The sequence below is a fragment of the Kineosporia rhizophila genome (assembly GCF_021277265.1).
Classification (GTDB): domain Bacteria; phylum Actinomycetota; class Actinomycetes; order Actinomycetales; family Kineosporiaceae; genus Kineosporia; species Kineosporia rhizophila.
On the sequence record NZ_JAJSOH010000001.1, the window covers coordinates 154,689 to 174,208 of the forward strand.

Sequence of the window (19,520 nt, forward strand, 5' to 3'; positions counted from 1 at the left end):
CAAGGAGCGCACCGACGTCCCCTGTTCGTGTGGTCGGCGGTTCTCGACAGGTTGGCCCGCGCAATCGGACTTACCGTCACCGGCATGGATCTCGAACTCACCGGCCGGACCGCTCTGATCACGGGCGCCGACTCCGGCATCGGCCTGGCCACCGCCCGTCAGCTGATCGCCGAGGGGGTGCGGGTGGCGATCACCGACCAGGACCCGGAGCGGCTCGGCGCCGCGGCGGCCGAGCTGGGCGACGTGGTCGCGGTGGCCGCCGACCTGACCGTTGCGGCCGAGGTCGCCCACCTGCACAGCCAGGTGACGGCCGACCTGGGGTCCCCCGACATCCTGGTGCACGCGGCCGGGATCACCGGCGCCCAGGGGCTTTTCCACGAGATCGACGAGGACGGCTGGCAGAAGACCTTCGACACCGACTTCTTCAGTGCCGTGCGGGTGGTGCGGGCGTTCGTCGGGCCGATGCGCGAGCGCGGCTGGGGCCGGATCGTGCTGCTGGCCTCCGAGGACGCGGTGCAGCCCTACGTGGAGGAACTGCCCTACTGCGCGGCCAAGGCCGCGGTGGTGACCCTGGCCAAGGGCCTGTCGAAGACCTACGGCCCGGACGGGGTGCTGGTCAACACCGTGTCCCCGGCCTTCATCGCCACCCCGATGACCGACGCGATGATGAAGCAGCGCGCGCAGGAGAACGGCACCAGCTTCGACGAGGCGGTCAGCAGCTTCCTGGACGAGGAGCGGCCCGGGATGGCCCTGAAGCGACGGGGCGAGGCCGGCGAGGTGGCCTCGGTGATCACCTTCCTGTGCTCCGAGCGGGCGAGCTTCGTCAACGGCAGCAACTACCGCGTGGACTCCGGATCGGTGCTCACCGTCTGAGATGAGAGCATGGGCAGATCATGAGCCTGCTGGACCGTTTGCCCAAGAGCCCTGGCCCCGACGCCGACCCGGACGAGATCTTCGAGGCGTTCACCGAGTGGACCGCCGAGAAGGGGCTGGAGCTGTACCCGGCCCAGCAGGACGCGCTGATCGAGATCGTCTCCGGCTCGAACGTCATCCTGGCCACCCCGACCGGCTCGGGCAAGAGCATGGTGGCGGCCGGGGCGCACTTCTACGCCCTGTCGCGGGGTGAGCGCAGCTACTACACCGCGCCGATCAAGGCCCTGGTGTCGGAGAAGTTCTTCGCCCTGATCGACATGTTCGGGGCGGCCAACGTCGGCATGATGACCGGCGACGCGGCGGTGAACGCCGACGCGCCGATCATCTGCTGCACCGCCGAGGTGCTGGCCAACCTGGCCCTGCGGCAGGGCGCCGACGCGGCGATCCACCAGGTGGTGATGGACGAGTTCCACTTCTACGCCGACCCGGACCGCGGCTGGGCCTGGCAGGTGCCGCTGCTGGAGCTGCCGAAGGCGCAGTTCCTGCTGATGTCGGCCACCCTGGGCGACGTCACCCGGTTCGAGAAGGCGCTCACCGAGCGCACCGGCCGGCCCTCCACCACGGTCAGCTCCGAGCAGCGCCCGGTGCCGCTGTTCTTCTCCTACGCCACCACCCCGCTGCACGAGACCCTCACCGAACTGCTCGACACCAAGCAGTCGCCGATCTACGTCGTGCACTTCACCCAGGCCGCGGCCATGGAGCGGGCCCAGGCGCTGATGAGCGTCAACATGTGCAGCAAGGCCGAGAAGGAGCGGATCGCCGAGGCGATCGGCGACTTCCGGTTCAACGCGGGCTTCGGCAAGACGCTGTCCCGGCTGGTCCGGCACGGCGTCGGGGTGCACCACGCGGGCATGCTGCCGCGCTACCGCCGGCTGGTCGAGCAGCTCACCCAGGCCGGGCTGCTGAAGGTGGTCTGCGGCACCGACACCCTGGGCGTGGGCATCAACGTGCCGATCCGCACGGTGGTGTTCACCGGCCTGTCCAAGTACGACGGGGTCCGCCAGCGGCACCTGAAGGTGCGCGAGTTCCTGCAGATCGCCGGCCGGGCCGGGCGGGCCGGGTTCGACACCGCGGGCACCGTGATCATCCAGGCGCCCGACCACGAGGTGGAGAACGAGCGGCTGCTGGCCCGGGCCGGCGACGACGAGAAGAAGAAGAAACGGATCGTCCGCAAGAAGCCGCCGGAGGGCTCGGTCTCCTGGAGCAGGTCCACCTTCGAGCGGCTCAGCACCTCCCCGCCCGAACCGCTGACCTCGAGCTTCGCCGTCACCCACTCGATGGTGCTGAACGTGCTGGCCCGCCCGGCCGACGCCTACGCGGCGATGCAGAAGCTGCTGGAGGGCAACGACGAGGAGGGCGGCGCCCGGCAGCGGCACCTCGACCAGGCCGAGGCGATCTGGGACGCGCTGCTCACCTCCGGCGTGGTGGAGAAGCTGGACACCCCGGACGAGTTCGGCCGCACGGTGCGGCTGACCGTCGACGTACCGGCCAACTTCGCCCTGAACCAGCCGCTGTCGCCGTTCGCGCTGGCCGCCTTCGAGGTGCTGGACAAGACCTCCGAGACCTATGCGCTCGACGTGCTCTCGATCATCGAGGCCACCGTCGACGACCCGCGCCAGGTGCTCTCGGCCCAGCAGTTCAAGGCCCGCGGCGAGGCCGTGGCCGAGATGAAGGCCGAGGGCATCGAGTACGAGGAGCGGATGGAGCTGCTCGAGGAGGTGACCTGGCCCAAGCCCCTGGAGGAGCTGCTCGAGGCCACCTTCGAGGTGTACCGGGCCGGCCACCCCTGGGTCGCCGACCACGAGCTGTCGCCGAAGTCGGTGGTGCGCGACATGTTCGAGCGGGCCATGACGTTCGGCGAGTACATCAACTTCTACCAGCTCGCCCGCAGCGAGGGCACGCTGCTGCGCTACCTGTCCGACGTGTTCAAGGCGCTGCGCCAGACCGTGCCGGACGCGGTGCGCACCGAGGAGATCACCGACCTCACCGAGTGGCTGGGTGAGCTGGTGCGCCAGACCGACTCCAGCCTGCTCGACGAGTGGGAGTCGCTGCGCAACCCCACCGAGGAGGAGCAGGCCGCCGGCAAGCCGGCCGGCCCGACCGGTCCTCCGCCGGTCACCGCGAACAAGCGGGCCTTCACCGTGCTGGTGCGCAACGCGATGTTCCGGCGGGTCGAGCTGTTCGCCAAGCGGGCGTGGACACCGCTGGGCGAACTGGAGGCCGAGACCGACGGCTACACCGCCGACGAGTGGCAAGAGGCGATCGAGGAGTACTTCGAGGAGTACGACTCGGTCGGCACCGGCCCGGACGCCCGCGGCCCGAAGATGCTCCAGATCAAGGAGTTCGCGGGTAAGTGGGAGGTGCGCCAGATCCTCGACGACCCGGCCGGCGACCGGGACTGGGCGATCACCGCCGACGTCGACCTGGCCGCCAGCAACGAGGCCGGCGCGGCCGTGCTGACCGTCGCCGACGTGGGCCCGCTGAGCGACTGAGCCCGACCACACCCGTCCTTGAATCGGATTGAGGACGGGTGTGGTCGCGTCGGGTGCCTCAGTCCCAGACCAGATCCCACGCGTTCGCGTCGGGGCGCCGGGTGAAGCCACGCATCAGGGGCTTGGTGGCGAGTTCCGGCTCGGGGCGTACGTATTCGCGCTTACGGCGAATGGCGTAGGTGCCCGTACCGATGCCGTTGGCCCCGTGCTCGTCGGTGTGCACCAAGAGGGCCGACTGCCCCTCGGGCACCTCGACGTAACCCACCACCAGCGGGTCTTCGCTGCCGGCGCGGGCCCAGCGCACCGCCGGAGAATCGAAACCCCGGTGCAGCCAGTGGGTGTTACCGGTGGCCTCGCCGTGCACCACCTGCTCGCCCGCGTCCGGCACGACGGCCCAGGACGGTTTCTCCGGCGGGACCACGGGAACGATCAACAGGTCACCCTGGGCCTGCGGGGCGGTGAGCACCGGCACTCCGGCCTCGGACTCGAGGTGGTCGGGGACGGTGACGCCGATCAGAGCCAGCGCCGAGCCGTAGGTATGCATTTTGCGCTCCTTATCTCGACTTCCCGGGATGCGTCAGGTCCGGCGGGCCAGTTCGCGGTACACCTCGGCGGGCACCCCGTACTGCCAGGCCGCCGCCTCGATCGGATCGTCCAGCTCGCCCGGCACGAGCTCGGCGTAGTGCCGCAGCGCACCGCTGCGGTCGGGACTGCCGTTGGTCATCAGCAGCAGCCGCTCGGAGTCGAACACCCGGGCCGGGGTGCGGTAGAGCCGCAGTTCGCGGCCGGGGTTGCCCGGATCGGCCGACCTGGCCACCAGGCGCAGCCCGGCCCGGTCGACGTAGTGGGCCCAGCCCTCGCGCTCGATCAGCACCCGCCGGACCTCGGAGTTGCGCTCGGCGTGCAGCTCGCGCACGGTGGGCTCGCGGCCCGCCAGCTCGGCCGGGATCCGCACCCCGTGCAGGTAGAACTCGACCTGGCCGTCGGCCCAGACCACCGCCGGGCCGTCTTCACGATGCAGCCGCACCTCGTCGCCGGCCCGTTCGGTGTGCAGCTGCACGGGCGGCTCGAGCACCACCGTCAGCCAGGCGTAGGGCACCCAGACCAGCGCCCGGCGCACCGCCACCAGCCCGGACAGCACCGCCTGGTCGCCCGGGTCCAGCACGGACAGGCCCGCCTCGCGGTACGCCGCCTGGTGAGCGGCCCCCACCGCCCGGCGGTCGTGCAGCACGCCGTCGCGGTGGAACCCCCGCACCTTGGTGCCCTCGGTCCACGCGCCCTCGAGCAGCCGCTCGGACCAGAGCCCGCCGACTGCACGTCGCACCGGTTCACCCACTTCGACCGGGCCCGGCCGCCCTCGGGAAAGGAGTGGGCGCAGCCGGTGGCCGAGGTCCTCGCCGATCGGGGCGAACACCGAGCGGGCCGAGTTGACCGCGGCGCGGGTGAGTACGGCGGCCGCGGCCAGACCGGTGACGATGGTGACCAGGATGACCACGGCCAGCAGGCCCCCGCCGCCGAGCTGCTGCCCGGCGACCCGGCTGGCCAGCGAGCCGGCGTAGAAGGAGGGCAGGAACGCCACCATGGCGGCGATGAACGCGTAGCCGGTGACCATGGTGCCCTGGGTGAACGCCTTGCCCAGCCGCAGGGCGCGGGCGGGCAGGCGGGATCGGCCGTCGGCCGCCAGGTAGGGACCCCGCATCAGCGCCGGGGCGCCGGCCAGGGCGCGGGTGAACTCCTGCGGGGAGCGCACCCACACCACGTTGCCGTGCCAGCGAAGCCCCACCCCCGTGTGCACGGCGGCCAGACCGTGTTCCACCTCGCTGCGGTCGGCCTCGGTCAGCGGGGTGATGTCGAGGCTGCCGGCAATCCAGCGGGAGACGAACGCGGGCCCGAAGGTCGCGTCGTTCCGCACGGGCGCCTCGTCCGGCATCCGTCCCCCTCCCGTTAGGGCGAGCCTGGCGTCGCTATCGAGTATTGCCCCCGATGTCCACGCTGGGTACCCCTAAGGAGACTTTGCGTTCAGGTTGCCGACCGGTAGTGGGCAGCAAACGTGCTGGCTGCGGCCCGGAACTCGGCATCGAACTGCAGGCGCTCGGTCCAGCTCCCGGGCCACGCCGACAACCCGTCCCGGGCCCCCAGCAGACCACCGGCGATCGCCCCGTTGGTGTCGGTGTCACCGCCGAGGCGGGTGACGTCGACCAGCGACTCCACCGCCGGGCGGGGATCCACCAGGGCGGCCACCGCAAGGCTGAGCGAGTCGAGCACGTAGCCGGTGCCGCCGTGCGCCAGCCCGGCGTCGCCCTTCACCACCGCCCTGGTCAGGTCGATCTGCAGGCCCTGCCCGATCGCCAACTCGACCGCGGCCGCGCCGTCGGCCGGACGGGCCTTCTGCATCGCCAGGACCCCGGCCCCGGCCGCCTCCTGGGCGCTCTCCCCGGCCAGCAGCGCCACCACGATCTCGGTGTAGGCGACACAGGCCTGCACGCAGCGCGCGTCGTCGTGGGTGATCGAGGAGATGGCCGCCGCCTCGCGGGCCCGCTGGGCCGGTTCGACGTCGGCCCGGGCCAGGGCGGTGGGGATGCAGCGCATCAGCGAGCCGTTGCCCGCGCTGCCCGCGCCGGCTCCGGCCCGGCGCCAGTCGCGGGAACTGCGGAATCGGGTGAGCCCGGTGGCGGTGGCCCCACCCACGTCGACCGGACGGCTGCCCGGGGTGCGGCCCGGCCAGTTGCCGTCGAACCAGTGGAGCATGTGCTGGCCGGCGGTGGCGACCAGGTCGGCCCCCGGCTCGAGGTAGGCCAGCAGCACCGCCCGGGTCAGGTCGGTGTCGTCGGTGGCGTGCCCGGCCGGCCAGTCGAACGGCCCGCCGCCGACGATCTCGCGCAGGCCGTCGGGATAGGCCTCCCGGACCTGGCCGAAGGACATGAACTCCAGGCTGGCACCCAGGGAGTCACCTGCGTGCACGCCGAGAAGCGCACCGGCGATGAGGGATTCGGTGGTGATGACCGCTCCAGAGGCTCGGGGATCGAAAGGTGGGCGCGCGCACCCGCGCGCCCACCGACGTCTTCAGTTACGAACTTCAGCCCCGCTCGGAGCCCCGGACCACGGGCACCCGCACCGAGTTGCCCCACTCGGTCCACGACCCGTCGTAGTTGCGCACCTGCTCGAACCCGAGCAGGTGGGTGAGCACGAACCAGGTGTGGCTGGAGCGCTCGCCGATCCGGCAGTAGGCGATCACGTCGTCGGAGGCCGAAAGCCCCTGCTCCTGCTCGTAGATCGCGGCGAGCTCGGCGCGGCTGCGGAACCGGCCGTCGTCGGCCGCTGCCCGCGCCCAGGGCACGCTGGCCGCCCCCGGGATGTGCCCGCCGCGCAGCACGCCCTCCTGCGGGTAGTCGGGCATGTGCGTGACCTCGCCGGAGTACTCCCCGGGCGAGCGCACGTCGACCAGAGGCCGGCCCAGGTGCGCCAGGACGTCTTCCTTGAAGGCCCGGACCTTCGTGTCGTCGCGCTCCACCACCGGGTACTCGGTGGCCGTCACGGCGGGCTTCTCGTCGGTCATGTCGCGGCCCTCGGCGATCCAGGCGGCGCGGCCGCCGTCGAGCAGACGCACGTCCTCGTGACCGAAGAGGGTGAAGACCCAGAGGGCGTAGGCGGCCCACCAGTTGTTGCGGTCGCCGTAGATGACGACCGTGCTGTCGCGGCCGACGCCCTTCTCCGACATCAGTTCGGCGAACCGGGCGCCGTCCACGTAGTCGCGGGTGACCTGGTCGTTCAGCTCGGTGTGCCAGTCGACCTTGACCGCCCCGGGAATGTGGCCGGTCTCGTACAGCAGCACGTCCTCGTCGCTCTCGAGAACCACCAGCCCCGGTTCACCGAGGTGCTCGGCCAGCCACGCGGTGGTGACCAGCCGCTCCGGGTGGGCGTACTCGGCCAGCTTCGGGTCGGTGTCGTGAGACAACGTCATCTTGTGCTCCGTCCAGGCGGGTTCCGGCTCGGCGAGCCTATCCTCGCCGCTGTCACCAGCAATTCTGCGGGCGGCAGAGATCATTCCCGCTGGGGCCGGTGGGAACTGGGAGACCGGCGTGGCGCGTGATCCAAACCCGAAGCGTCACCCCTAGGGTTCGTGGTGGCCGGATGGGGGTCCGGCCGAGCAATCACTCACGGGGGAATCATGAACAAACAGGCTCTGCTCCGGCGCGCCGCCGTCAGCATCTCCGCCACCGGCCTCTTCCTGGCCGGGCTGGCGACCGCGCAGTCCGCCCAGGCGGCGGACAAGTACCAGGGCACGCTCACCAGCGGTAAGGCGGTCACCGCGGCCGTCACCGTGGCGAACGACACCGTCTCGTACACCTTCGGGGTGGAGAACGGCGACCACGTCTCGATCGCCACCAGCGCCTCCGCCTGGTCGGCCGGCGGCAGCGCGGTGATGCGGCTGTACGTGCCGAACGCCACCGGCTCGTCCTGGATCTTCTACAAGCAGTGGGCCGTGAACAACGGCCAGACCCCGTTCTTCGACGCCACCGCCGAGGCCAACGGCCTGTGGAAGGTGGAGGTGGACCCGACCGGCAACACCACCGGCACCACCACCTTCACCTACGCCGCCGACGCCTCCCCGACCGACCCGGCCGACACCACCACGCCGCCGAAGCCCAAGCCGATCATGGAGGTGGGCGGCAAGTACAAGCTCGCCACCACGGTCGCCGGGCAGAACGCCGGCGGTTACTTCCACGCCGAGCAGGGCGCGCACATCGCGCTCGAGGCCACCGCGACCTCGTGGCCCGCCAACAGCGCCGCCTACGGCTACGTGTACAACCCGTCCGGCCACCTGTACAAGGTGCTGAACCTGGCCTCCCCGACGTTCTACGAGCTGGACGTGGACGCCACCGGCTACTGGCGTTTCGTGGTCGACCCGCAGGGCGCGGCCACCGGCAACCTCACCCTGGCGCTGGCCGCCGACCTCTGGAAGGGCCAGCTGGACACCAACGTCCCGGTGACGGTCAAGCTCGGGGTCAAGGGCCAGGACGCCTGGTTCGGCGCCTACGGCGTGGCCAACGACGACCTGCCGATCAAGGTGACCGGCAACAACTGGGGCACCGGCACGGCCAAGCTGTGGCTGTACGCACCGGGCGCGAGCACCGCGACCTTCGGGTGCGACCTGACCGGCGCCACCAAGACCTGCACCTTCATGCCGAACGTGACCGGCCAGTGGCGGGTGCACGTGGATCCGCAGGGTGGTTCGACCGGTGAGACCACGGTGACCCGGCTGACGTAAGAGCTTGAGTTCTGAGGGGGCGCGGATTCCGTGCCCCCTCAGTCGTTTTGCAGCCGTAGGGCCAGGCGGGGGCAGAGATGCACGGCCTTGCGCGCGGCCTTCTCCAGCTCGTCGGGGATCGAGAAGTCGTGACCGGAGCGGCTTTGCGGGTATCCCCATTTGTCCTGGGTAAGCACCTCGGGCAGCAGGTCGGCGCACAGGCCGCGGCCTTCGCAGGCGGTCCAGTCGATGATCAGAGGACGGGTCACCGGGCCCCTCCGTAGGGTTCGGAGATCCGCGCCAGGCAACGGCCGTGCTGGTGCAGCCGGACGTCGTCGGCGAAGACCCTGAGAGCGCTGCGGACCATCCGGGTGGTGCCGTCGGGATGCTTACAGGCTCCCCTGCCCTCGACCAGGCCGGCGGCCTGGTGGACGGCGTCGCGGCCGACCTTGCCCTGGGTCAGCGCGGTCAGGTGCTGGGCCAGCTCGGGAAGGCCGAACTGGCACGGGCCGCACTGTTTCGCGGACTGGTTGGCCAGGTAGGTGGCAATCTTCGCGGTCATTTCGAGGCCGCAGGCGGTGGCGGGCAGGGGAATCAGCACGCCTGCGCCCAGACCGGCTCCGTAGGGTTCGAGGCCCGCCCTGGAGAGCGGAGCGTCCAGGGCGGTGGGGAGGGGCACCCAGGTGCCGTGATAGCCGCCGACCAGTACGGCCTGCAGTTCTTCGACCGGACGGTCGGCGGCCGGGGCGAGCAGGTGCCGAAGAGGTAGGCCGTGGTTGACTTCCCACACCGTCTCGCCCACCGTGGCAAGGAAAGTGCCCGTGGAGTCGTCAGTTCCGGCGGTGGTGAACCACCGGCCGCCGTAGCGGGCGATCAGCGCCAGGTGGGCCAGCGTCTCCACGTTCTGCACCAGCGTGGCCCGTCCACCCACGCCGCGCTGGAAGATCCGGTGCCGGCTGAAGCGGGGCAGGGCTGGGCCTGAGTTCAGCCGGCTGACCACGGCGGTCTCCTGCCCGCTGACGAAGCCGTCGGCGGCCGCCACGATGGTGATGTTCAGAGCGCTGCGGCGCTCGGCCAGGGCCCGCTGCACGCCCGGCACGGCCTCCGGCCGCAGATACGCGAACGCCTCCTGCGCGCCGGTGATCCGGGCCGCAACTTCGATGCCGTCCAGCACCAGATGCGGTGCGCGGCGCAACAGTTCGACGTCCTTGCGGCTGGCAGGCTCACCCTCCGCACCGTTGGCCACGACCACCGCCCGGCCGGTGACCGCCTCGAGCTTGTTCACGGTGGGGAAGCCGGCCCCACCCCGCCCGGTCAGGCCGGAGATGCGGACCTGCTCGAGCAACTGCGCGGGCGTCACCTCCGGAACGGTGCCGTAGGTGGCCAGGTGGACGGTCAGCTCCGGACCGGGCGCGGCGAAGAGCCGGGGCCCGTCGGGCGGCATGCGCAGCCCCTGCGTCGGGTCGACGGCGGTCATGGTCATCGCTGCTCCCTTCGGGAAGTCACGAGTTCGGGTGCCTTGGCCCGGGCCCCCGCGGGGTTGAGGACGGGGTGGGTACCGGCCGCCACGGCCAGCACGACCACCACGCAGAACACGTCGATCACGAGCATCCAGGCGGTGCCGCGGTCGCTGCCGGAGAAGATGCCGTGCAGCAGGGCCACCGGCCACATGGCGTAGGCCAGCCAGTGCACGGCCCGCCAGGCGCGGTGCCCGATCCGTTCCCGCAGCAGGCTGGTGATCGCCACGGCCAGGGCCAGGTCGAGGGCCAGGGTGCCGAGGCCGACCCAGAACGGCCGGTAGCCGGAGCCGAACGGCAGCACCAGGTCGATCAGGTCGAGCTGGGCGTAGGGGTCGAAGACCAGCGCGACCACGTGGACCACCAGGAAGACCAGGGCCAGCAGGGCCGCGCTGCGGTGCACCGAGGCCACCGCCAGCCGGTTCATCCCGGCGAAGGGCCGGCCGGAGCGGTTGGCGATGCCCAGGGCGACCACGACCGTGAACAGCAGCAGGCTGACCACGCCACTGCCCCGGGCCAGGTACCAGAGGGCATCGCTGGTCATGCCGCGCGCCCGGGCACGGCCGGCAGTCTGATCTCGTGGGTCGGCTCGGCGTCGACGGCGAGGATCTCCTCGCGCGGCCAGCCGTTGAGCGTGACCACGGTGCCGTCGGCCGCCACCAGCCGGGCCGGGTGGCCGAGTTCGCGCAGCCACTGCGGGGCGTCCTCACCCCGAACGATCGCCGCGGTGGAGTAGATGTTCGCGTCCAGGCAGGAGCCCGCCGCCACCGAGACCGTGCGCCAGACCGGCTCGGCGGGCAGGCCGCTGGCCGGGTTCAGGATGTGGTGCACCGCCCGGGTGCCGTTACGCCAGGTGCGGCTGACCGTGCTGGAGGTGGCCAGGCCGGCGGTCGGCTCGTCCAGGCCCACCTGCGCGGCCGGCTCGTCACTGCCGTCCTTCACCAGGACCTGCCAGCCCTCGGCGGGAGCGGGGCCTGCGGTGGCGATGTCGCCGCCTAGCGAGACCAGCACGCCTACGCCGAAGCGGGCGGCGATGGTGCGGGCGGCCCGGTCGGCGGCCCAGGCCTTGGCCGTGGCCCCCAGGTCGAGGCGCATGCCCTCGGGCATCCGCAGCTCCCGCCCGGTCAGCGAGACGTCGCGCCAACTGGGCCGCCGGCGCCGGCTCAGGGTGATCGGCACGATGACGTCACCCGCCCGGGCCTGGATCACCGAGTAGTCCTCGGTGTAGCCCAGGGCGGCCAGGTCGTCGGCCAGGGTGGGGTCCACGTCGCCGTCGGTCTTCTCGGCGGCCTCCAGGGCGGCGCCGAGCAGCACCGCCAGCAGCGCCGAGACGGTGACCCCCTGCGAGGTCCGGGCCCGCTGCACCTGGGCCAGCTCGCTGTCGTCGCGGAACCGGCTGCACGCCTGGTCGACCTCGGCGAGCTGCTCGGCCACCAGCGCGGCGGCCCGGTCGGCGAACTCGGGGTCGGTCACCACGATGCGGACGGTGGTGCTCCAGACCGGCCACTGGCGAACGGTGGGCAGGACGGGAAGAGTCTCCAGCAGGGGCATCACGAACCTCCGGAAGTGGCGTCGGCGGAACCGTTGCCGGGGCTCATGCCCGAGCTGCCGGAGCTGCCGGAATTGGACTGGTCTGACTGCGTTGCCGAGGAGGAGGTGTCCGGATCGGCCACGGTGCCGGTGCTGTCGGCGTTCTCGGAACGGGCCGCCACCAGCCCCACCGTCACCGTGGTGGCCACTGCGGCGACCGCAAGGCCGGAGGTCACGGCCACCGTGGTGCGGTGGGCCTGGCTGCGAGCGTTCATCCGTCGGTCTCTCCTCCGCTGTCGTGGGCACCACTGTGGGCGGCCTGCCTGGGAGGGTCCGGCGCGCTGTCTGAGGATCCGCTGTACGACCCTGTGGGCCGAAAGGGGGAGGTCAGCGCCGGGGCCGGAATGCCGATGCCCTCACCGTGAGCGATGTCGAGATCAGACCGGTCCCGGCACAGGAGGCGCAGTCAGCTCCCCGAACGGGTTTTCGCCCGGACATCGAGGGCCTGCGCGCCCTGGCCGTGCTGCTGGTGGTGCTCTACCACTGCGGCGTAGGCGTTTTCAGCGGCGGCTACGTCGGTGTGGACGTCTTCTTCGTGATCTCCGGCTTCCTGATCACCTCACACCTGGCCCGCGAGGCCACCGCCACCGGGCGTCTGCGGATCGGCCGGTTCTACGCCCGCCGCGCTCTGAGGCTTCTTCCCGCCGCCACTCTCGTCCTGGTTTCCACCCTGATTGCAGCCTGGGTCTGGCTGCCTCCGCTGCGTCTGCGCGCCATTGCGTACGATGCCGCCACCGCCGCCGGATATGTGATCAATATTCGACTGATCCAGTCCGGCAACGACTACCGCGCCGCCGGCGATTCCCCATCCCCCCTGCAGCACTTCTGGTCACTTGCCGTGGAGGAACAGTTCTATCTGTTCATCCCACTGTTGGTGTTGATCGGACTGGTGCTGCTGCGCCGGCGCGCGGTGTTCATCGCCTTGCTGGCCGCTCTGGTGGCAGCCTCTTTCGTCGAGTCGGTCACCGGCAGCCAGACCTCCTCGATCGCAGCTTATTTCGGCGCGCCGAGCCGGGCCTGGGAGCTGGGTGCGGGTTCCCTGCTCGCGGTGGCGATGCTGTGGGGCAAAGAGCACCAACTATGGACGTCCCTACCGCTCGTTCAGCGGCTCGCTCCAGTTCTGGGCTGGCTGGGTCTGGTTGCGGTTGTCTACGCCGCAGTCGCTTTCGATGCCAGCACCCCGTTCCCGAGCTGGTACGCGGCCGTTCCCGTGCTGGGCACAACGGCCGTGATCGCAGCGGGCCTGCGGCCCGGAAGTGCTTGCGGGCGAATGCTGGGACTGCGCCTGCCGCAGTTCATCGGTGCCCGTTCGTACTCGTGGTACCTGTGGCACTGGCCCGCCCTGATACTGGCACCACACATCCTCGGCCGTGAGATTGCAAACTACGAAAAGCTTCTGACTACACTGGTCGCCCTGGGTCTGGCCTGCATCAGTTACAGCCTGGTCGAGCAGCCGCTGCGCCACCATCAGCATCTGCGCTCGCACCTCGGAGCGGCCGGAGCCTTGGCGGTCGGGCTCACCGCGGTGACCGTGACCGTAGCACTGCTGATCCCGACCCTGCCCGACCGCCGCCCCCAAGGCGAAACGCTCGCCACCAGCCTGACGCTGGAAGGCCCACCTTCACAGCGGTTTCAAGCCTTGAGCCGGCGGCTGCAGGCAGCCACACAGGCCTTGGCGCTCCCCCGGAACCTGGTACCCCCGCTCACCGAGGCAGCCACCGACGAGCCCTCGATCAGCAGCAACGGCTGCTTCGTAGCCGTGGCCGAGGACCACACCCCGGAACACTGCCTGAGCCTTGGTCGGACCAAGGGACGAACCACGGTGGTGCTGTTCGGCGATTCGCATGCAGCGCAATGGTTCCCGGCAATGGAAGCAATGGCCCGCAAGCACCACTGGCGGCTCGCTGTTTTCACCAAGGTGATGTGCACCCCGGCCGAGGTGAGCCTCTACGCCGAGGCTTTCCGAGGCGGTTACCGCACCTGCGACGACTGGCGGCAGAACTCGATCGCGCGGATCAACGCCCTACGCCCCGACCTGGTGGTGATGACGTCGATCGCCGACCACATGGACCTGACCGAGGGCAACGACGACGTGGACGGCACCTGGGCCCGAGGCTGGGCTTCGACTGCCGGGCGACTGCGGGCCAAGAAGACCGACCTGGTGTTCCTGGCCGACACTCCGGCCGCGAAGACTAATGTGCCGGAATGCCTTTCTCTGAACCCGCGCGACGTCCAGAACTGCGCCCAGAGCGCAGACCGGGCCACGGAGTCACCCCAGCGCACCCGCATCGCGCAGGAGGTGCAGGCGGCCGGAGCCCGCGTCGTCGACCCGATGCCGTGGTTCTGCAGCGACTCCAGCTGCCCGGTGGTGGTGGGCAACACCCTGATCTACCGCGACGACAACCACATCACCGGCAAGTACGCCCGGCTGCTGGCCCCGCTGCTGGCCGAGGAACTGATGCCGAAGCCGTAACTGTCAGTTGGGCAGGAGCTTGTGCTGCTTGACCCACTTGGCCAGCTCGGCCGGTGAGTGGCCCTTCCACTGCAGCTGCACGGCATAGTTCGGCGCCGAGTCGTACGTGGTCCAGCGCCAGGCCCCGCCCATCCGCCGGCCGCTCAGCTGCCGACCGGTGAGCTCGGCCTTCTCCTTGCGCTCGATCGTCCAAAGGCCGCTCTTGACGCCCTTGGTCGCGGCCAGGTCGTCGTGGCGGCGGTCGGTGGTCTCCGGCGTGTCGTAGTGGAACAGGGTCACCTTGAGCCCGTCCGGGTAGTTGCAGACGATGCGCCCGTCCGACCCGTTCAGCTTGTTCGCCTTGGGCACGCAGACCTGGCCGGACTCGCCGGGGCGGTTGGGCTTCTGCGGCACGACCGCGGTCCACTCGCTGGCGATGTGCTGCACCTTCTTGTAGGGAGCCAGCGCCTTGGCCTTCACCTCGGGGCCGGGCACCCCCTCGTTCTCCTGCTCGTCCAGGGCCACCACCGCGTAGGTGTGGGTGATGCCGTCGCCCGGCCGGTCGGTCAGCTTGGTCGTGACTGCGGTGCGGACCTTCTCGTCGGGCGTACCCGGATCGCGATAGACCGCGTACCGGTCCGCGCCCTCGACCTCTTCCCAGGTCAGCGCGACGGCGATACCGACCTTGCGGGCCTTGAGCCCCTTTACGGCGGGCAGGGCCACCACCTCGGGGGTCGGCGAGAACGTGGGACTCGGCGAGGGGGCGGTACTGGCCGCGCTGAGGTCCGAGCCCGCGGAGACCGGGCTGGCCGATGCGGTGTTGTCCGGCTCGTCGTTGCGCACCAGGCCGACCACGATCAGCGAGGCGGCGACCATGACGGTCACCCCGCCGAGCACCGGAACCACCAATTTACGACGTTTGCGAGCCTGCGGCTGGGTGCCGGTGAGGCGGTTCTCGTCGAAGCCGTCGTCCTCGTCGCGCAGCAGGCGCAGCGATCCGGTGTCGGTGAGGGCCGGCGGACCGAAGTCGCTGAGCTTGTCCGCCGGGGAAGCCGAGGAGCCTGAGGAGGTCGAGTCGGTGCTGGTAGAGGCCACGACGTGGGTGCCGTTGAGGGTGGGCCGCGCCGTGCCGTTCTTCACCGAGGCGCCGTTGAGCGAGGCCGAGGTCCCGTTGGGCGAGGCTCCGTTGCGGGACGATCCGTTGACGGAGGTCCCGTTGACGGAGGTCCCGTTGACGGAGGTCCCGTTGGTCAGCGTCCCGTTGGGCAGCGTTCCGTCGGCCGGAGCCCCGTTACTCCGGGTCCCGTTCACGGTCGTCCCGTGGGCCGTCGTCCCGTTGACGGGCGTTCCGTAGGTCGAAGTTTCGTTGGCGAGCCCTCCGCTGGCCGCGGTCCCGTTGCTCGGGGTGCCGTTGGCCCGCGTCCCGTTGGTCGAAGTCCCGTTGCTCCGGGCTCCGCCCACGGTCGTCCCATAGGCCGTCGTCCCGTTGTCGGGCGTGCCATTGGTCGAGGTTTCGTCAGCCGTCGCGCCGCCGGTCGAGGTTCTGCTGCTCGGGGTCCCGTCCTGCCAGGTCCCGTTCGCCGTCGTCCCGGTGGCCGTCCCATTGACGGGCGTTCCGCTGGACGAGGTTTCGTGGGCCGAGGTCCCGGTGGCCGCTGCCCCACTGACAGACGTCCCATCGGCCAAGGTTTCTTGGGCCGATATTCCGCTGGCCGAGCTTCCGTTAGCCGTCGTCCCGTTGCTCGAGGTCCCGCTACTCGGGGCCCCGATACCCGGGGTCCCGACACTCCGTGCCTCGTTCACCGACGTCCCGGTGGCCGTCGTTGCGTTGACGGACGTCCCATCGATCGAGGTTTCGTCGGCCGGCGTCCCGCTGCTCGAGGTTCTGCTACTCGGGGTCCTGTCACTCCAGGTCCCGTTCACCGTCGTCCCGGTGGCCGCCGACCCGTTGACAGACGTCCCATCGGCCAAGGTTGCGTCGGCCGAGGTTCCGCTGGCCGAGGTTCCGTTGGCCGAGGTTCCGTTGGCTGTCGTCCCGCTAGGCGACGTTCCGCTGGGCGACGTCCTGCCACTCGGGGTCCCATTCCTCCAGGCCCCGGTCACCGACGTCCCATTGGCCGCCGACCCGTTGACGGACATTCCGTCGATCATGGTCTTGTCGGCAGGGGGCCCGCTGGTCGAGGTCCCGTTGCTCCGGATCCCGTTGCTCGAGGCCCCATTGACGGAGGTCTCACCGGCCGACGTCCCGTTGGCCACGGCCTCGTTGACCACGACCCCGCTGACCACAGTTCCGTTGACGAGCGGACCGTCTACGTACGTCCCGTTGTCCGTGGCCCCAGCGACCGGCGTCCCCTTGGCCGCCGTGGCCTCCCTGGTGCCCCAGGCGTCCTCCCCGAAGCCAACCGCCTCCGCAACCGGCGGCTGAGAGATTGAGGCGAGATCCCCGTCCTTTGTTGGAAGCTCTTGCCCCTCGGGGGCCGAGGCCTCGGCGGTTCCCGGACGGTAGAGCTCGGCGTCGTCCGGATCCACGCTCGGCCGGGACACCGGTGCGGGCTCGGGCTTCGCTGTGGTCCGGCCCGGCACCACCATCCGCTTGCCGTTGCTCTTCGGCCGGGGCGGCGTGGGGCGCAGGCTCAGCCCCTGTGGCGGGGAGGCCGGGCGGGCCGGCTCCGGGGCCGACACCCGTCGCATGCCGTGGGGGGTGACCGGCTCGGAGAAACCCGAGACGCTCCGGGTGTCGGCTCCGACCCGGTTGTGGCCCACCGTCGGGCTGACCCCGAGCACGTCGTAGACCGAGCGCACGATCAGCGGCATCTGGCCGTCGCCGAGCAGGTAGATGCCGTCGAGCAGGGAGGGGCGGCGGCCCGACTCCTCGATCGTGGCGCCGAACTCGCGGGCCATCTGCAGCACGTGCGGGCGCAGTGCGTTGTCCAGCTCGATCCGGTCCAGCCGGAGCGGGCCGTCCGGGCTGATCCCGGGGATCTCGTCCACCTCGACCGTGGCGCTGTGCCAGGCGGTGAGCTCCTCGCGGGCCCGGCGCACCTGGTCGATCAGGTGCTTGCGCAGCCGCGACCACGGTTCCCCGGCCGGCTCCCGCAGCCGGTCGGTGAGCGATTCGTCGGCCCCGGGGATCTCGGCCAGACGCCCGAGGGCCCGCTCCAGCAGCAGCCGGTCGAACAGTTCGCTACCGACCCCCGGCAGCCGGCGCTCGGCCAGCACCACCGGCCGGGCGGCCACCGCCGCGTCCTCCAGCCGTTCGGACTCCAGCACCCAGATGCGGGTCTGGGAGTGACCGACGGCGAGAACACCGACCACGGCACCCCCTGGGAACCGGTTCTCCGTTCGCAGCACAGCCGCTACCGCGGAGGGGTCCCAGTCGGTCACGTGCATGCTCCCTAGCTTTCCGACTCGGGCGATCTACCCGTTCGAGGGTAGTGGAGCCCGGCAAGGGCATCGAGACGAAAGCGGGGCAGATCACGTAACGGTTCACCACCCGAACACGGCTCGTGACCACGTCGTTCCGAGGGGTGTCAGGCTGTCTGCGCCACAGGCGTAATTGCTGGTGCCCGCACCGGGCCCCGAACTACGCTCGGATCCCCCCAGCCTGAGGAGCTTCAGCCGGTGAGCAAGCCGATCCTTCTCACGGTCGACGACGACCCGTCCGTTTCCCGGGCCGTCGCTCGTGACCTGCGTCGTCGCTACGCCGAGGAATACCGTGTGGTCCGCGCCGACTCCGGCGCCGAGGCCCTGGAGTCGTTGCAGGAGATCCGCCTGCGCGGCGACCGGGTGGCGGTGCTGCTGGCCGACTACCGGATGCCGGGGATGAACGGCATCGAGTTCCTCGAGCGCGCGATGGACCTGTTCCCGCGCGCCCGCCGGGCCCTGCTGACCGCCTACGCCGACACCGACGCGGCGATCGAGGCGATCAACGTCGTCGACGTCGACTACTACCTGCTCAAGCCGTGGGAACCGCCGGAGGAGAAGCTCTACCCGGTGGTCGACCAGATGCTCGAGACCTGGGCGGCGGCGGGCGACCCGGAGGTCGAGTCCACCCGGATCATCGGCCACCGCTGGTCGGCCCGCTCGCACGAGGTGCGCGACTTCCTGGCCCGCAACGGCATGCCCTACCACTGGTACACGGTGGAGGAGGAAGAAGGCCGCAAGCTGCTGCAGGCGGCCGGCGCGGGCGAGGACGACGTGCCGGTCGTGCTCACCGCCGGCGGTGACGCGCTGCTGCGGCCCACCCTGAGCGAGCTGGCCGACAAGATCGGTCTCTCCACCACCCCGGCCGAGGACTTCTACGACCTGGTGATCGTGGGCGGCGGTCCGGCCGGGCTGGGTGCGGCGGTCTACGGCGCCTCCGAAGGTCTGCGCACGGTGCTGGTCGAGAGCCGGGCCACCGGCGGTCAGGCCGGGCAGAGCTCCCGGATCGAGAACTACCTGGGCTTCCCCGACGGAGTGAGCGGCGGTCAGCTGACCGACCGGGCCCGCCGGCAGGCCAGCCGGCTGGGCGCCGAACTGCTCACCGCCCGCCGGGTGGTCGGGCTGGAGACGCACGGCCCCAAGCGCATCCTCGAACTCGACGACGGCAGCCGGATCGCCGCGCACGCCGTGCTGCTGGCCACCGGGGTCTCCTACCGCCGGCTGGGGGCCGACGGCGCCGACGACATGGTGGGCAAGGGCGTGTTCTACGGCTCGGCCGCCACCGAGGCGGATGCCTGCGCCGACCAGCACGTGGTGATCGTCGGCGGGGCGAACTCGGCCGGTCAGGCGGCGATGTTCTTCTCCCGCCAGGCCGCCAAGGTCACCCTGGCGGTGCGCGGGCCCGACCTCGAGCGCTCGATGTCGCACTACCTGATCCAGCAGATCCGCGGCAACGACCGGATCGAGGTGCGAACCTGCACCGAGGTGGTGGCCTGCCAGGGCGACGGGCACCTGCAGAAGCTGGTGCTGCGCGACAGCACCACCGGGGCCACCGAGGACGTGGACTGCGGGCACCTGTTCGTCTTCATCGGCGCCGCCCCGAAGACCGACTGGCTGCCCGAGCAGCTGGTGCGCAACGAGGCCGGGTTCCTGATCACCGGCACCGACCTGCTCGACTCGGGCCGGCGGCCGGCCGGCTGGACCCCCAACCGCGACCCGTTCCACCTGGAGACCAGCATCCCCGGGGTGTTCGTGGCCGGCGACGTGCGGGCCGCCTCGGTCAAGCGGGTGGCCTCGGCGGTCGGTGAGGGAGCGATGGCCGTGACGCTCGTGCACCAGTACCTGGCGCACCCCTGAGTGCATCC

The 19,520-nt window shown here is 70.9% G+C and carries 15 protein-coding genes; 5 read left to right on the plus strand and 10 right to left on the minus strand.

From position 1 onward, the window contains the following. The first annotated feature begins 84 nt into the window (after window positions 1–84). Both LWF15_RS00670 and LWF15_RS00675 read left to right on the plus strand, forming a co-directional pair. Window positions 85–873 carry an SDR family NAD(P)-dependent oxidoreductase gene (locus LWF15_RS00670; protein WP_232808331.1) on the plus strand — a complete coding sequence of 263 codons (789 nt, stop codon included), beginning with the start codon at window positions 85–87 and terminating at the stop codon, window positions 871–873. 20 nt (window positions 874–893) lie between these two features. Next, window positions 894–3,425: a DEAD/DEAH box helicase gene (locus tag LWF15_RS00675; RefSeq protein WP_232808332.1), complete on the plus strand. Its 2,532-nt coding sequence runs from the start codon at window positions 894–896 to the stop codon at window positions 3,423–3,425. Between the two features lie 58 nt (window positions 3,426–3,483). Here LWF15_RS00675 and LWF15_RS00680 read toward each other — a convergent pair whose 3' ends face one another. The 4 genes from LWF15_RS00680 to LWF15_RS00695 all read right to left on the minus strand — a co-directional run bounded on the left by LWF15_RS00680 (window position 3,484) and on the right by LWF15_RS00695 (window position 7,386). Then, window positions 3,484–3,969 carry a hypothetical protein gene (locus tag LWF15_RS00680; protein WP_232808333.1) on the minus strand — a complete coding sequence of 162 codons (486 nt, stop codon included), beginning with the start codon at window positions 3,967–3,969 and terminating at the stop codon, window positions 3,484–3,486. A 33-nt stretch (window positions 3,970–4,002) separates the two neighbouring features. Next, window positions 4,003–5,355, minus strand: coding sequence for a DUF6745 domain-containing protein (locus LWF15_RS00685; RefSeq protein WP_232808334.1), 1,353 nt, complete (start codon window positions 5,353–5,355; stop codon window positions 4,003–4,005). An 89-nt stretch (window positions 5,356–5,444) separates the two neighbouring features. Continuing rightward, the gene (locus tag LWF15_RS00690; RefSeq protein WP_332879868.1) at window positions 5,445–6,425 is read right to left on the minus strand and encodes an ADP-ribosylglycohydrolase family protein; all 981 of its coding nucleotides are present in this window, start codon (window positions 6,423–6,425) and stop codon (window positions 5,445–5,447) included. Between the two features lie 76 nt (window positions 6,426–6,501). Then, window positions 6,502–7,386 (minus strand): sulfurtransferase, encoded by an 885-nt coding sequence (locus tag LWF15_RS00695; RefSeq protein WP_232808336.1) that lies wholly within the window; start codon window positions 7,384–7,386, stop codon window positions 6,502–6,504. A gap of 207 nt (window positions 7,387–7,593) precedes the next feature. On the opposite strand from LWF15_RS00695, the gene LWF15_RS00700 reads away from it, so the two are divergent. Then, window positions 7,594–8,694: a hypothetical protein gene (locus tag LWF15_RS00700; RefSeq protein WP_232808337.1), complete on the plus strand. Its 1,101-nt coding sequence runs from the start codon at window positions 7,594–7,596 to the stop codon at window positions 8,692–8,694. 38 nt (window positions 8,695–8,732) lie between these two features. Here the strand turns inward: LWF15_RS00700 and LWF15_RS00705 are convergent, their stop codons facing one another. The 5 genes from LWF15_RS00705 to LWF15_RS00725 are packed head-to-tail and all read right to left on the minus strand — an operon-like array spanning window position 8,733 to window position 11,995. Beyond that, window positions 8,733–8,942: a ferredoxin gene (locus LWF15_RS00705; RefSeq protein ID WP_232808338.1), complete on the minus strand. Its 210-nt coding sequence runs from the start codon at window positions 8,940–8,942 to the stop codon at window positions 8,733–8,735. Next, a complete protein-coding gene (locus LWF15_RS00710; RefSeq protein WP_232808339.1) occupies window positions 8,939–10,156 on the minus strand; it encodes an NADH-ubiquinone oxidoreductase-F iron-sulfur binding region domain-containing protein in 1,218 nt (405 codons plus the stop codon). Before LWF15_RS00710 ends, LWF15_RS00705 begins: the two co-directional genes overlap by 4 nt. Further along, window positions 10,153–10,734: a ferric reductase-like transmembrane domain-containing protein gene (locus LWF15_RS00715; RefSeq protein ID WP_232808340.1), complete on the minus strand. Its 582-nt coding sequence runs from the start codon at window positions 10,732–10,734 to the stop codon at window positions 10,153–10,155. Before LWF15_RS00715 ends, LWF15_RS00710 begins: the two co-directional genes overlap by 4 nt. Next, window positions 10,731–11,741 carry an FAD:protein FMN transferase gene (locus LWF15_RS00720; RefSeq protein ID WP_232808341.1) on the minus strand — a complete coding sequence of 337 codons (1,011 nt, stop codon included), beginning with the start codon at window positions 11,739–11,741 and terminating at the stop codon, window positions 10,731–10,733. Before LWF15_RS00720 ends, LWF15_RS00715 begins: the two co-directional genes overlap by 4 nt. Further along, complete coding sequence (locus LWF15_RS00725) at window positions 11,741–11,995, minus strand: hypothetical protein (RefSeq protein WP_232808342.1); 255 nt, start codon at window positions 11,993–11,995, stop codon at window positions 11,741–11,743. The genes LWF15_RS00720 and LWF15_RS00725 overlap by 1 nt, the downstream gene beginning before the upstream one ends. A 146-nt stretch (window positions 11,996–12,141) precedes the next feature. Here LWF15_RS00725 and LWF15_RS37205 point away from each other — a divergent pair, with 146 nt between their 5' ends. Then, the gene (locus LWF15_RS37205; RefSeq protein ID WP_232808343.1) at window positions 12,142–14,253 is read left to right on the plus strand and encodes an acyltransferase family protein; all 2,112 of its coding nucleotides are present in this window, start codon (window positions 12,142–12,144) and stop codon (window positions 14,251–14,253) included. Window positions 14,254–14,256: 3 nt separating this feature from the next. Here LWF15_RS37205 and LWF15_RS00735 read toward each other — a convergent pair whose 3' ends face one another. Further along, window positions 14,257–17,616, minus strand: coding sequence for a hypothetical protein (locus tag LWF15_RS00735; RefSeq protein ID WP_232808344.1), 3,360 nt, complete (start codon window positions 17,614–17,616; stop codon window positions 14,257–14,259). Between the two features lie 237 nt (window positions 17,617–17,853). Here LWF15_RS00735 and LWF15_RS00740 point away from each other — a divergent pair, with 237 nt between their 5' ends. Further along, window positions 17,854–19,512, plus strand: coding sequence for an FAD-dependent oxidoreductase (locus LWF15_RS00740; protein WP_232808345.1), 1,659 nt, complete (start codon window positions 17,854–17,856; stop codon window positions 19,510–19,512). The last annotated feature ends 8 nt before the right edge of the window (window positions 19,513–19,520 follow it).

Excerpts from the sequence above, each read along its gene's own strand:
- LWF15_RS00670 (WP_232808331.1), top strand. The coding sequence starts at position 85 with ATGGATCTCGAACTCACCGGCCGGACCGCTCTGATCACGGGCGCCGAC.
- LWF15_RS00675 (WP_232808332.1), top strand. The coding sequence starts at position 894 with ATGAGCCTGCTGGACCGTTTGCCCAAGAGCCCTGGCCCCGACGCCGAC.
- LWF15_RS00680 (WP_232808333.1), bottom strand. The coding sequence starts at position 3,969 with ATGCATACCTACGGCTCGGCGCTGGCTCTGATCGGCGTCACCGTCCCC.
- LWF15_RS00685 (WP_232808334.1), bottom strand. The coding sequence starts at position 5,355 with ATGCCGGACGAGGCGCCCGTGCGGAACGACGCGACCTTCGGGCCCGCG.
- LWF15_RS00695 (WP_232808336.1), bottom strand. The coding sequence starts at position 7,386 with ATGACGTTGTCTCACGACACCGACCCGAAGCTGGCCGAGTACGCCCAC.
- LWF15_RS00700 (WP_232808337.1), top strand. The coding sequence starts at position 7,594 with ATGAACAAACAGGCTCTGCTCCGGCGCGCCGCCGTCAGCATCTCCGCC.
- LWF15_RS00710 (WP_232808339.1), bottom strand. The coding sequence starts at position 10,156 with ATGACCATGACCGCCGTCGACCCGACGCAGGGGCTGCGCATGCCGCCC.
- LWF15_RS00715 (WP_232808340.1), bottom strand. The coding sequence starts at position 10,734 with ATGACCAGCGATGCCCTCTGGTACCTGGCCCGGGGCAGTGGCGTGGTC.
- LWF15_RS00720 (WP_232808341.1), bottom strand. The coding sequence starts at position 11,741 with ATGCCCCTGCTGGAGACTCTTCCCGTCCTGCCCACCGTTCGCCAGTGG.
- LWF15_RS00725 (WP_232808342.1), bottom strand. The coding sequence starts at position 11,995 with ATGAACGCTCGCAGCCAGGCCCACCGCACCACGGTGGCCGTGACCTCC.